This is a genomic window from Lactobacillus sp. B4007, from assembly GCF_026535895.1.
Classification (GTDB): domain Bacteria; phylum Bacillota; class Bacilli; order Lactobacillales; family Lactobacillaceae; genus Lactobacillus; species Lactobacillus panisapium.
Genome location: NZ_JAFNPA010000001.1, coordinates 141,712 through 155,069, shown reverse-complemented (window position 1 = coordinate 155,069; position 13,358 = coordinate 141,712). Strand labels below are relative to the sequence as shown.

At 38.2% G+C, this 13,358-nt stretch carries 11 protein-coding genes and 2 tRNA genes; 11 read left to right on the top strand and 2 right to left on the bottom strand.

From position 1 onward, the window contains the following. Nucleotides 1-64 precede the first annotated feature (64 nt). From ftsH to J3U54_RS00785, 7 genes are all read left to right on the top strand, one after another. Nucleotides 65-2,302 carry an ATP-dependent zinc metalloprotease FtsH gene (gene ftsH / locus J3U54_RS00815; RefSeq protein WP_267384507.1) on the top strand — a complete coding sequence of 746 codons (2,238 nt, stop codon included), beginning with the start codon at nucleotides 65-67 and terminating at the stop codon, nucleotides 2,300-2,302. A gap of 47 nt (nucleotides 2,303-2,349) precedes the next feature. Beyond that, nucleotides 2,350-3,225, top strand: a complete 876-nt coding sequence (gene hslO / locus J3U54_RS00810) for an Hsp33 family molecular chaperone HslO (RefSeq protein WP_267384505.1) — start codon at nucleotides 2,350-2,352, stop codon at nucleotides 3,223-3,225. A 59-nt stretch (nucleotides 3,226-3,284) separates the two neighbouring features. Continuing rightward, nucleotides 3,285-4,856, top strand: coding sequence for an ATP-binding cassette domain-containing protein (locus J3U54_RS00805; protein ID WP_267384503.1), 1,572 nt, complete (start codon nucleotides 3,285-3,287; stop codon nucleotides 4,854-4,856). A gap of 108 nt (nucleotides 4,857-4,964) precedes the next feature. Further along, a complete protein-coding gene (locus J3U54_RS00800) occupies nucleotides 4,965-5,588 on the top strand; it encodes a histidine phosphatase family protein (protein ID WP_267384501.1) in 624 nt (207 codons plus the stop codon). A 102-nt stretch (nucleotides 5,589-5,690) separates the two neighbouring features. Continuing rightward, on the top strand, nucleotides 5,691-6,728 hold the full coding sequence (gene dusB / locus J3U54_RS00795; RefSeq protein ID WP_164715376.1) for a tRNA dihydrouridine synthase DusB: 1,038 nt from the start codon (nucleotides 5,691-5,693) through the stop codon (nucleotides 6,726-6,728). Next, complete coding sequence (lysS, locus tag J3U54_RS00790) at nucleotides 6,729-8,273, top strand: lysine--tRNA ligase (RefSeq protein ID WP_103752357.1); 1,545 nt, start codon at nucleotides 6,729-6,731, stop codon at nucleotides 8,271-8,273. It abuts the gene before it with no gap. 121 nt (nucleotides 8,274-8,394) lie between these two features. Then, the gene (locus J3U54_RS00785) at nucleotides 8,395-8,952 is read left to right on the top strand and encodes a histidine phosphatase family protein (protein WP_103752358.1); all 558 of its coding nucleotides are present in this window, start codon (nucleotides 8,395-8,397) and stop codon (nucleotides 8,950-8,952) included. Nucleotides 8,953-8,988: 36 nt separating this feature from the next. On the opposite strand, the gene J3U54_RS00780 is transcribed toward J3U54_RS00785, so the two are convergent. Beyond that, nucleotides 8,989-9,804 (bottom strand): DUF2785 domain-containing protein, encoded by an 816-nt coding sequence (locus tag J3U54_RS00780; protein WP_198202722.1) that lies wholly within the window; start codon nucleotides 9,802-9,804, stop codon nucleotides 8,989-8,991. Nucleotides 9,805-10,031: 227 nt separating this feature from the next. Between J3U54_RS00780 and J3U54_RS00775 the strand changes: the two genes are divergently transcribed. Both J3U54_RS00775 and J3U54_RS00770 read left to right on the top strand, forming a co-directional pair. After that, a tRNA-Gly gene (locus J3U54_RS00775) sits at nucleotides 10,032-10,103 on the top strand. Between the two features lie 43 nt (nucleotides 10,104-10,146). Continuing rightward, nucleotides 10,147-10,220, top strand: a tRNA-Pro gene (locus J3U54_RS00770). 168 nt (nucleotides 10,221-10,388) lie between these two features. Here the strand turns inward: J3U54_RS00770 and J3U54_RS00765 are convergent. Continuing rightward, nucleotides 10,389-12,434, bottom strand: coding sequence for a BglG family transcription antiterminator (locus tag J3U54_RS00765; RefSeq protein ID WP_267384489.1), 2,046 nt, complete (start codon nucleotides 12,432-12,434; stop codon nucleotides 10,389-10,391). Between the two features lie 147 nt (nucleotides 12,435-12,581). Here J3U54_RS00765 and J3U54_RS00760 point away from each other — a divergent pair, with 147 nt between their 5' ends. Together J3U54_RS00760 and J3U54_RS00755 are read left to right on the top strand one after the other, a co-directional pair. Further along, a complete protein-coding gene (locus tag J3U54_RS00760; RefSeq protein WP_103752362.1) occupies nucleotides 12,582-13,022 on the top strand; it encodes a PTS sugar transporter subunit IIA in 441 nt (146 codons plus the stop codon). A gap of 10 nt (nucleotides 13,023-13,032) precedes the next feature. Continuing rightward, complete coding sequence (locus J3U54_RS00755) at nucleotides 13,033-13,329, top strand: PTS sugar transporter subunit IIB (RefSeq protein ID WP_103752363.1); 297 nt, start codon at nucleotides 13,033-13,035, stop codon at nucleotides 13,327-13,329. Nucleotides 13,330-13,358: the final 29 nt, after the last annotated feature.

Here is a 13,358-nt window from a genome sequence, read left to right as displayed (position 1 = left end):
GCATCACTGAAATTTGTGTTAAACTTTTATTCGTATATCCTTAGGAACTTTGCGGAGGTTTTTTATGAAAAATAACCGGAATCGGCTGTTTTCAAACGGCTTGTTCTATATTGTTGTTTTCCTGTTATTATTGGGGGGAATCAACTGGGCACTTGGTGGAACTGATAATTCCGGTGGTAGTGAAAACATTAGCTACTCGGAATTTGTGAAGGATTTAAATGACGGAAAAGTTAAAAACTTTAACGTTCAGCCTTCCAATGGTGTTTACACTGTATCAGGCAGTTACAAGACTGCTCAGGGTACCAAGGGACAGTCAAAAAATAGTTTTGACTTCTTCAATGGTAATTCTGGTTCTAAAGTAACGCGTTTTTCGACAACGATGTTGCAAAATGATTCAAGTGTTTCGAATGTTCAAAACTTAGCTGAAAAGAGTGGTACAAAGATGACCACTCAGGGCGAATCACAGTCTGGCAATTGGATTTCTACGATTGTGATGCTTGTGCCAACCATTTTGTTCATCGTGATGCTTTGGATGATGATTAGTCAAAGCAGTGGCGGTGGCCGTGGTGGTAACGGCGGCATCATGAATTTTGGTCGCTCACACGTTAAGCCAGAAGATCCGAAGAAAAATAAAGTTCGTTTCTCTGATGTTGCAGGTGAAGAAGAAGAAAAGCAAGAATTGGTTGAAGTGGTTGAGTTCCTTAAGAATCCAGCCAAATTCACCAAGCTTGGTGCTAAAATTCCGTCTGGTGTTTTGCTTGAGGGTCCTCCGGGTACTGGTAAGACCTTACTTGCGCGGGCAGTTGCTGGTGAAGCCAATGTACCATTTTTCTCAATTTCTGGTTCAGACTTTGTAGAAATGTTTGTCGGTGTTGGTGCCAGTCGTGTGCGTGATTTATTTACCAATGCTAAGAAAAATGCACCAAGTATTATCTTTATCGATGAAATTGATGCAATCGGTCGTCGTCGTGGCAGCAATGCCAGCGGTGGTGGTAACGATGAACGTGAACAGACCTTAAACCAGTTGTTAGTTGAAATGGATGGTTTCGAGGGCAATGAAGGTGTTATTGTTATTGCCGCAACTAACCGGTCCGATGTATTGGATCCAGCTTTGCTTCGTCCTGGTCGTTTTGACCGGAAAGTCTTGGTTGGTACTCCGGATGTTCGCGGACGTGAAGCTATTTTACGGGTTCACGCTAAGAACATGCCGTTAGCTGACGATGTTGATTTAAAGGAAATTGCTCGCCAAACACCAGGTTTTGTTGGTGCTGATTTGGCCAACCTGTTGAATGAAGCTGCATTGCTTGCGGCTCGGCGCAATGGCAATGAAATTACTGCCAGTGATTTAGATGAAGCTGAGGATCGTGTCATTGCCGGCCCAGCTAAGCGTAATAGCATGATTTCTAAGAAAGAGCGTCAGCGAGTTGCCTTTCACGAGGCCGGTCACTCCATTTGTGGGCTGGTCTTAAGCGATTCACGGACAGTTCGTAAAGTTACTATCGTACCTCACGGACGGACTGGTGGTTACAACCTGATGTTGCCAAAAGACGATCAGTTCCTGTTGACTAAGAAACAATTAATGGAACAAATTGTTGGTTTAATGGGTGGTCGTGCAGGTGAAGAAGTTGTTGTTGGTGACCAATCAACTGGTGCCTCAAATGACTTCGAGCAGGCAACGCAAATTGCTCACAGCATGGTTGTTAATTACGGTATGACCGATTCTTTAGGAATGGTTGAGCTTGAAAAAGAGGGCGAAACTAATCCATACGGCTTTAAACCATATAGTGAAGCAACTTCTGCTAAGATTGATGAAGCAGTGAAGAAGATTCTTGACGAAGCTCATGAACAAGCGGTTGAAATTGTAAAGAATAATCGTGAAAAACACCGCATCATTGCGGAAGCTTTGTTGAAGTATGAAACTTTAGATGAAAAGCAGATTATGTCACTCTACACTACTGGAAAAATGCCTGAAAAGACGGTTGAAGAATATCCAAGTGAGTCTAAAGCGTCAACTTATGAAGAAGCAAAAGCTGCTGCTGAAAAGAAAGAAAATCATAAGGCAGATGGTGCAGATTCATTGCCACCAAGTGAGCAAAAACAAGAGCAAATTTCTGAAGAGGAAAAATCCGAAACTCCTTTAGAAAAGAATAAAGAAGCAGAAGAAAGAAATCCTGAGAATCCAGAAAAGCTTGAATTTCCTGAGGAAAATGGTTCAGAAAAAGCAGATAATGCTGAGTCTGAGCAAAACAAAGATTCTGATTTAAGTGATGACGATCACTCTGATGATCATTCACAAAATTAATAATTAATAGGGCCTGTGTTGGGCTCTATTTTTTTAGGAGAATAAAAATGAGCGACTATTTAATTAAAGCAATTGATAAAACCAAAAATTTACGTTTGTTAACAATTAATGCCAAAAATTTAGTACAAGAAGCACAAACTAGACACGACACTTGGTCTGCTTCTTCTGCCGTTTTAGGAAGAACTTTAGTTGCTGGTGTATTGCTAGCAGGGGCTGAATTGACTGATCAAGAAGAGTTAACTGTTCGCCTGCTTGGCAATGGTCCTGTTGGACCAACGATTGTTACGGCTAAGTCAGACTTAACGGTTAAAGGCTATGTGAAAAATCCGCATATTGCATTACCGCCGAAGGATGATGGTCATATTGATGTTAAAAAGGCAGTGGGCGAAGGTTGGCTCGAAGTGACCAAAGATTTAGGTTTGAAGGAACCATACACAGGTCAAGTACCAATTGTTTCTGGCGAAATTGCCGAAGATGTTGCATACTATTTAACAAAGTCGGAACAAATTCCTTCTGCTGTTGGACTGTCCGTTTTTGTTAATCCCAATAATTTAATTGGCGCTGCTGGTGGTTTTATGTTGCAAGCCTTACCGGGAGCAAGTGATTCTTTAATCGATCATACAATTGAGCGGATTAACAGTTTGCCAGCACTGTCTAGTTCATTCTTAGATGGGATGGCGCCTGAAGAGTTAGCTAAGTTGATTTTGGGCGATGACTGCAAGATCTTAGCAAAAGACGATGTTGCATTTAAATGTGATTGCTCGAAAGAAAAATATGCCCAAATTTTGGCCACACTCAAAACGAGTCAATTGCAAGAAATGATTGCCAAAGATCATGGTGCAGAATTAACTTGCAATTTCTGTGGTAACAAGTATAACTATACAGAAGAGGAACTAAAGGCAATTTTAGCTGATAAAAAGTAATATTTAGTTCGACAAAAATTGGCGTGAAATAACGATATTTTTATAAACAGGTAAAAGTCATGATATCCAACTACTTAAAAAAATTAATTTTAAAAATCGGTGTTGCTCGGGTCATGGCTTTTATTGTGCTTTTAATTATTAGTTATGCGGTGTATTTTTTACAGCCTTATTTGATTAATCAGTTATTTGCGCAAAAGCAAACGCAAACTAACAGGGTAATTGTTCTGTTATTACTAGCAATTTCGCTCATGATGATGCCGCTAATTAATTGCCTCAACAACGGTTTTATTCAGGCTGTGCGCAAATATTCCAAACAGGAACTATGGGCAGATATTACTAAAAAGCCGCTGAGTTATTTTGCTAGACAATCGGTTGGTAAGGTCCAGAGCTATATTAAGGATGTATCCTTTGCCTGTCGCGAATTAGAACAAACTAGTTTGGCTGTTGTAATTCAAATGGCTGTGATGTTGCTTTTATATACGATCCTGCTTAGTCTGCAAAATATTTGGCTGGGGTTGGCCTACTTATTGTTTTTTATCGGTTACCTATTAGTTTCGATAATGATGGCAAGGAAAAATCGGCAAAATGTGGCTTCTTCTTTAAGTAGTGCCTCTAAAGTCAATGAGTATATTGTTGATTATTATCGTAATGTTGAAACAATTATCTCGAGTGACGCAGCTAAATATGAACAGGACAAGATGGACAAAATTCTTGCCCACGAGCAAAGTTCATTTATCAAGGTCCAAGCAATTACAAACAAGGCAGCGCTGCTGCAACAATTAATGATTGTTATCTTAGCTTGTGTGATTGCAGGAATCAGTCAATTTTTATTAGGCACTCATGACTCACAGTCCCTTTCAATTGTGCTGATTTTATTGTATTCCATTTTAAATTTGTCCGGTTTTGGTACACAATATTTGGCAATTGAGGAACTGTTAAACCGGATTCGGGCAGGGCTTGCTGAACTTGAATACGGTAAAGTAGAAAAAGTTCCACTCACTTGCTTCCAGCTGGACGGCAGTAAACAAGAAATTATCATTAACGGCATCAGTTATTCATATCACGGACAACACCCGGTTTTAAGTAATTTAAAGCTCAATTTTAAAAAGGGCGAAATGTCCGCGCTGATTGGCCCGAACGGAGCGGGAAAGAGTACCTTGCTAAAAATTATCAGTGGCTTTTATCAACTAGATGAAGGGCAAATTATTCTTCCGTTTAGTGATAGGCCTACCATAATGTATGTTGCGCAGGATGCCTCCTTGTTTAATCGGTCCCTAATGGCTAATATCTGTTATCCAGACCATCAAGTTGATCTTCAGAAAATTTACGGCTTAGTCCAGGAAATTGGGTTAGATTCACTGATTAAATCCCCGACTGATTTAATTGATAAAACGCCTGGAGATTTTAAGAATAAAATTTCAGGCGGTGAGGAACAAAAAATCCTCTTTTTGCGGGCGATTATCACTAAACCACAAATTTTGTTGTTAGATGAATTTACGAGTAATTTGGATGAAAAATCGATTGCTACCGTCTATAAAATGCTTAAACAATATCTACCTAAGAGTACGATTATTAGTGTCATTCACCGGACAGCAGAACTTCGCTATTATAAACATGTGGTGGAGTTGTAAAAAAACTAGGGCTAGCACTTAATTATTCCTTAAAATTAGGGTGCGGCAATTACTAAATTTGATTATAATGGAGAAGTTGAATCGAAATAGAATAAGGAGTGTAACTAAATGCTAAACGTGTATATTGTGCGTCATGGTCAAACTGATACTAATAAAACCTTAGCCATTAATGGTTCAGGAACCAACCTGCCCTTAAACGAAACGGGAATTAAGCAGGCTGAAGCTTTACGTGATAGTTTTGACATTAATAAAATTGATTATGTCTACGCCAGTCCCTTAACTAGGGCTAAGCAAACGGCTGAGATATTGAATCAAAATAAGCACAACATTATTTATGACGACCGGCTTAAGGAAATGAATTATGGTAATTGGGACGGAAAATCTGCTGTAGATATTCGCTCGAAATACCCACAGGCCTTTGATGATTTAGGGTATTTTACTGAAAATTATACTAATTATTGTACCGGTGAAAGTTACGAGCATTTAGCTGCACGTTTAACCGACTTTTGGCATGACCTTGTTCAGCGGCATGTGAATGAATCAGTTGCATTGGTATTCCATGGTACTGCTTCGCGGTCGATGGTACAGAACATTTTGGGAAGTAAGAAAATTTCTAAAATTGGTGAAATGCAAAATGCTGGTGTCACCAATATTTCAGTTGACGATCACAGTAAAGAAGCCTTTTTGCGTTACTACAATCGGGTTGCACCGTGCAATTTCTTTATTGAATAATCAAAAATTAAATTACTTAAATTTTAGCATGCATAATAGCCAGAAATTTTGCTTATAAGATCCTTTTTGTTATGATGTTAAAGTATTTGAAAGGATGATTTGGTGAATAATAGCTGGAAAATTCGCGAAATAACCATCCCAAACCGGGTTGTTGTAGCGCCGATGGCCGGAGTATCGAATTCGGCTTTTCGGATGATTTGTAAGGAATTCGGTGCCGGCTTGGTTGTGTGCGAGATGATTTCTGATCATGGAATCATTTATCGTAATAAAAAAACAATGTCGATGATGCAGGTTGATCCGCGTGAACACCCAATGAGTATTCAAATTTTTGGTGGTACAGAGGAAACACTGCTTGAAGCGGCACAATATATTGATCAACACACGGCGGCTGATATTATTGATATTAATATGGGGTGTCCGGTACCAAAAATCACTAAGACCGATGCGGGGTCGAAGTGGCTTTTGGATGCTAACAAAATTTATCAAATGGTGCACGCCGTAGTCCAAAATGTTTCTAAGCCCGTTTCCGTTAAAATGCGGATTGGTTGGGATCGTAAGCATATTTTTGCAGTTGAAAATGCCTTAGCTGCCCAAGAAGCGGGTGCTAGTATGATTGCGATGCACGGCAGAACGCGGAAACAAATGTATGCCGGTGAAGCAGACTGGGAGACGCTTCATGAGGTAGCTCAAGTACTTGACGTGCCATTTGTTGCTAACGGTGACATTACAACACCTGAACTTGCTAAAAAGGCCTTAGATGAAATTGGCTGTACCGCTGTCATGATCGGCCGCGCTGCTTTAGGTAATCCGTGGATTGTCAAAGATATGGTTCATTATTTGGACACTGGTGAAAAGCTCGCACCTCAGACGGTTCGTGAGCGGGTAGCAACTGCTAAACACCAGTTGAAGGGCCTAGTAGATCTTAAGGGTGAAAAAATTGCTGTCCCAGAGTTTAGGCAACAAGCAGCATATTATTTGAAGGGAATTCCCCGTTCAGCCCGTACTCGTGCTAAAATAAATGAAGTTTGGACGGCACAAGAGGTTTATGACTTACTTGACAATTTTGTTGAGGACTATGAAGCAAGGCAAGCACAAAAGGCTGCTAGAAGCGAAAATAGAAAGATAATGGAGGAAAAGTAATTGGCTAAAAGTGAAATGAACGACCAATTAATCGTTCGCCGCCAAAAAATGGAAGAATTACGCGAAAATGGGATTGAGCCATTTGGCATGAGAAAATTTGACCGGCAAGATTTGGCTCGAACTTTAAATGAAAAATACGCACAAGATGATAAGGATGAGTTAAATAGCGAGCTCCCTAAGACCAAAGTTGCTGGCAGAATGTTGGCAAAAAGAGGTAAGGGTAAAGTTGGTTTTGCTGATCTTTATGACAGAACTGGTAAGATTCAGATTTACGTTCGTAAAGACATCGTCGGTGAAGAAAACTACCAGATTTTCAAAAAATCTGATATTGGTGACTTCTTAGGTATCGATGGCGAAGTGATGAAGACCGATACTGGTGAATTAACCATTCGGGCTTTGCACGTAACTTTCTTATCTAAAGCTTTACGGCCTTTGCCAGATAAATACCATGGTTTGAAAGATGTTGAACAAATCTACCGTCAACGTTATTTGGACTTAATTACTAATCACGAAAGTTATGAACGTTTTGTTAACCGGACTAAGATTATTCAAGCAATCCGTGATTTCTTGAATGGTAAGGACTTCTTGGAAGTTGAAACGCCAGTTTTACACAATATCCCTGGTGGTGCTGAAGCTCGGCCATTTATTACTCACCACAATGCTCTTGATATTGACTTATACATGAGAATAGCACTTGAATTACCTCTTAAGCGCTTGATTGTCGGTGATATGGAACGGGTTTACGAAATTGGTCGTGTGTTCAGAAATGAAGGTCTAGATACTCACCATAACCCAGAATTTACTGAACTGGAAACCTATGCCGCATACTGGGACTTCCACGATGTGATGGATGAAGCAGAAGGCATTATTCGGGCAGCTGCTAACGTTGTTACGGATGATGGTAAGGTAACTTACCAGGGTACCGAAATTGATCTTGGCAAGCCATTCCGTCGTGTTCACATGGTTGATTTGATTAAAGAAAAAACCGGCGTTGATTTCTGGAAAGAAATGAGCGTTGAGGAAGCAACTAAGATTGCTGAAGATCATGATATCAAGGTGGAAAGCTTTTGGAAGGTCGGTCACATTATTAACGCTTTCTTTGAAAAATACTGTGAAGAAACAATTGTTGACCCAACCTTTGTCTATGGTCACCCAGTTGAAATTTCACCACTGGCTAAAAAGAATGCTGATGATCCTCGGTTTACTGATCGCTTTGAAATCTATATCATGGGTGAAGAATACGGTAATGCCTTTTCTGAATTGAATGACCCAGATGATCAACGTGAACGGTTTGAAGCACAAATGGCAGAGCGTGAAGCCGGTAACGATGAAGCTGATATGATTGATGAAGATTACTTGCGGGCAATGGAATACGGAATGCCGCCTACAGGTGGTCTCGGCATCGGTATTGACCGTTTGGTAATGCTTTTAACTGATGCACCAGCAATTAGGGATGTTTTACTCTTCCCAACAATGCGTCCTGAAAGAATTGAAGACATCGAACGCGAAGTTGAAGAAGACATGAAAAAGAAAAAAGATAATTAACATAATATGTCTGTAAAAAGCAAGCCTTTAATTTTAATGGTTTGCTTTTTTGTAACCAATTAATAGTAATGGCTGTAAGTCACTTTTTAACATTAAATCTAACTGAAAGAGAAAAGTTTAAATGACTATTGTATATTTTGTTCGGCATGCCGAACCAGACTTAAGTAATCACAACGACTTAACCAGGCCGTTATCCAAAAAAGGGTTGGCTGATTGCCAAAAATTAGTAGAATATTTTAGCAATCAAAACATAAGTGCCATTTATTCCAGCCCATATAAACGCGCGGTTGAGACTATTCAGCCCGTTGCCAAACAAAAAAAGTTAAAAGTTAAGCGAATTGAAGCTTTTAGAGAAAGAAAAGTCGGTGATAGCTGGATTTCTAACTTCCATGAATTTTGTGAATCCCAATGGGCTAATTTCGATTATAAATTGCCTAAAGGCGAATCTTTACGACAAACGCAACAAAGAAATATTAAGGCCTTGGAATTTGTCATTAAGAATCACGAAAAACAGCGAGTAATTATTGCCGGTCATGGCAACGCTATTGGCACGGTCATTAATTATTTTGACCCTACCTTTGACTACTTAAAGTTTAAGGCCATTCAGCCAATTATGCCTTTTATTGTTAAATTTTCGTTTGCAGATGAGTTTAAACAATATCGGATAATTAAATTGTGATAAGTTGGCTAAAAAGACCAGAAAAAGGTTGTTTGATCAATAGCCCATTTCGGTATAGTATTTCGTGATTTTTTCCTTTAAAATAACCTGTAAATCTTTGGTAGCATCAAAGAAGAAGTACCAGTTTTGTAAAAGGCGTAACCAAGTACTTAATTTACGCCATGACAGCAAATCGTCTTTTTGCAATTCCTGATATCGCGCTACGTCGCTTTGATTAATAAGTTCAATGAAGCTGCTAAGGGCAATTTTGTCAGTTTTAACACCTTGGTAAAAGGCAAAAGCAAGGCGCTGCTCCTCATCATCGACAAAGGGCGCGTCCATCTTTTTAAAAATTGTCGGGATTATTTGCATAACCCTGCTTTGCTCCTGTTTCAAAAACTTAGGATGGCTTAAAGCTGCCCCCAGAAAGTCACTACCGTGGGCAATGCTATGGGCCCAGCCTTTGCCTTCAACATAGCCGCGATAATCTTTTTCACGCAGGAGGTAGTCAATGCTCCATGCAAAGAGCTGCTTTCGCTGCTCGTTCGTCAAAATTTCCGTTTCCTGATCTGTTTCGAGTATGACGGAGCCTAATAAGGCACTGAATGATCTTAAAAAAACATTGTCATTTTGTGGTTTAGCAATATCTTTAAAGAGCTTCTTTTCTGTTATAAATGTATTAATAATAGTTTGTTCTTGCTCATGAGTAAATGCGCGTTCTAAAAAGCCGCGGGCAAATAAAGTATAGACAAGATCATCGCGAATAACTGGATCTAAGTTACCGATATTGCCCAGCAACAATTGCACTTGATTATCCGTAAATTTTAATTCGCCTTCGGGGCATCTGACTAATTTTTCTAGGCTATGTTTCATTTTTATCACCAACCTCAATACAGAATTTTTCATTAATTATATATCTTGATCGAGTATCAGAGCTATAGGTGGGGGTAATTATTACTAAAAGATCGTAGAAGTTCAAAATTTTTCCTTTGCTGACCCCCCAAAAACGCTAGGTTTGATGTGCCAGTTGCAATTTCGTGAATTTTTTTGTCAAAAAGGGTTGCAAATCAGATAGGGTTTGCTATAATAATATTTGTCTTGCGGAAGTAGTTCAGTGGTAGAACATCACCTTGCCATGGTGGGGGTCGCGGGTTCGAATCCCGTCTTCCGCTCAAAAAAATAAAAACTCACCGCGCGGTGAGTTTTTTTGTTAATCGGGAAATAGCTCAGCTTGGTAGAGCGCTACGTTCGGGACGTAGAGGTCGCAGGTTCGAATCCTGTTTTCCCGATAAAGAAAATCTGTCTTAGTATCAATGACTTGAAACACTGATGCTAAGGCATTTTTTGTTTTTAACAAAATTGCTTAAGATGAGGTAAGAAACATCAGATAGTTCTTAAATTCTAGCTAAAAATGACCGCAAAATCTGTTTTGTTTTCTGATCCAAAAGTTACTTCGCCTACAAAAAGACGTGCTTTTTTAATGCCATTGGTGTGGCAATCTCACGTAGCTGTTTAAGCCAGTTTTCGCTTTTAGAATGCTGTAATAATTGGCCCAATACTTTTAAGTGCTTTTTATTATCAACAGGGGCAATTCCAACTACAAAAAAGATTTTTTGGTGGTTTATTTCAAACGGCTTCTTAAAAAGGGTATAGCTAACACCCAGACGATTTACTCCTGCTTTCGGCGTTGCGTGTGCTAAAAATATTCCCTTACCAATTGCCATATAGGTGCCCTTAGTTTTTGTTAAATTGATGATTTCGGCGATATATTTTGCGGTAATGACATTTTTGCTGAGTAATTTTGCTAAAGATAGTTGAATTGCTTTTTCCCAGTTATAAGACCTATTAACAACTTCAAATGTGAATTCAGCTTCTGGTACGTTATCTTCTTCTAATTTTAATTTTGAGCTGTTAGAAAGATATAGCCGTAAGTCTTTCTCTAGACCTGTAGGGTCGAATATTCTGGCATGATTAGCAACGATATCCATTATTGTTACTGGATTAATGTTGTTAATTTTTTTATAGGCTACCAACCCGACTTCTTGAAATCTATTTTCAATCTCTTGTAAATCACTATCACTCAGAATTACTGGAACAGTCATCACTGGCACTTCATCCAAATTTTTAGTGATCTTGATCGTACTTATCACTAATTTGACGTCTTGAAAAGAAGAATTTTCATATTCAAAAATGTTGAAAGGGCCAGTGAAGTTAATGCTGGGGTAATGACTACGGAGCTGTGAAATTAAAAGTTCGGAAGTTCCTATCCCGCTTGAACATACCACCATGACATTTTCTTTTTTTTTCAGTTTATAGTCTAAATTTCGGAGTGCCCCGCAAAAGTAAACGGTGATTAACGCTATTTCATCATCTGAGAGCTTTGCTCTTGTGAATTCGTTAAAAGGTAAAATTGCTAGTCTTACAAGTTCAAAGGTTTCTGTATAAGTGGATTTAATTTGGTTAACTAGCGGGTTGCGATAATTAATTTGGTATTTTACCCGGTAATAGGTTGAAACAAGATGAATAGTTAACTTCATATTTAAAGAGTTATCCGAATTTGAAAGATTGACTCCAGCAATATCATCAAATCTTTGAATAATGTGCTTAGAGATAGGTTTAATCCGGCTAATCATAGGATTATCTTCATTGATATGCTGAAAAGCTTTGGTATTAACAATTTCTGCTAGAAAGGCAGCCTCAGCTTTAGAATTGATTTTTAAATCATTTAGTAAGCTCATTGCCCAAGTATAGGTTAAAGAATAGTTCTCTTCTGCAATATCTGTATTCAAGAGACAATTTGGTCGACTGAGAATCCGTTCAAAATCCCAGCCGATAAAATTAGATAAAATAAGAAGCGATTCATCAGTAAAATAATTTCCTGTTATTTTTTCTAGTAGCCGAAGTTGATATTCAAACCACTTATTTTTAATAAATTTGGTATAAGGAGAAATCAGGTTTAACAGCTGAAGAAAATTTTCGAAGACCCATTGTCGGCAAGCTATCTCATCGCCAACAATGGTTTTTCCGTGTTGGCCATTTTTTAGCGTTAGTGTATCAGGTAAATTGTTTTTAATGATACCTAAGTCTTTAATAACCGTATTCTTACTAACGTTGAAATACTTGGTTAAATCATTTAAAGAAGTTTGTTTTCGCGAAATTAGGCAGAATTTCATTAGTGTAATTCTGTCTTTTTGCATTAAATTTTTAAAATCAATAAAGTTCTCAAAAAAATCAAAAAAGTTAATTGGGAGCCTTTTTTTGCTTTCTAAGTCAATAATTTTCTTTTGTGTATCCTTGGTTAATTGATAACCAGCTCCGCGGACGTTTTCGATTAGATCTAAGCCCATCATATCTAATTCTTTATTTAATCTCTTAATTGCGTAAAAGATACTACGGCGAGAGAGATTCAAGTGATCTTCCAGAGTTTTTAAAGAAGTAATAGAGGTGGCATTAACTAATTCATGAATAATCTCATTTCCATGTTTTGTACTTGTAAACTTCATAAACAATCACCACTGATTTAACTTTATTTATCATTTAGTTTATTTCATACTAGTTCATTTTTTGCACAGTAACAAGTAACATAATTGCACTTTTTGTAATTTCTGAAATCGCTTAACATACTATTGCCAGCGATTAGAGGTGATTACGTGATAAATGAACAACTGAATAAGCAAACGGTGCAAGTCGCAAATGGAGATGGTATTGATTGGCAAGCAGCAATTAGGTTAGCAGCTAAGCCGCTTTTGGACAACGGAACGATCGAAAAAGAATATGTGCAAGATGTCATAAAAGTGGTCGAACAAGAAGGACCGTACATCAATATTGGACCCTACATTGCATTGGCACATTCGCGACCGAGTAAAAGCGTTAAAAAGGTTGGCCTATCCTTATTAAAGACTAATAGAGAAATAGCTTTAGTAAATAAGGATCATCCAATCAAATTATGGTTTGTGCTTGCTGCCACTGACAATACAAGTCATTTAGAAGTTATAAAGCAATTACTTAAAGTTTTGATGAATAGAGAAACAGTTAAAAAAATACTGGCTACAACAACTGTTGAAGAAATCTTGAACATCTTAAATAGTTAGGAGAAATATTATGAAATTTAAAGCTCTTTGTCAGTCAGGTTTAGGAAGCAGCTTTATGGTACAGATGAATATCCAAAATATCTTAGAAGAAGAAAACGTAAAGACTGACATTAAAGTAGATCATTCAGATATTGGCAGTACTACCGAAGACCAAGCAGATTACTTCTTTTTAGATCCAACGCTAGAAACTTCGGCAGGAAATTTACCGAAAGATAAAATCGTCATTTTGAATAGTCTGATTGACGCTGATGAGTTAAAAGAAAAAGTCAACGCAATTCTTGATAAAAACGGTATTGCGCATGACTAACTATCCAAAGCTTAAGAATGAATTTTAAA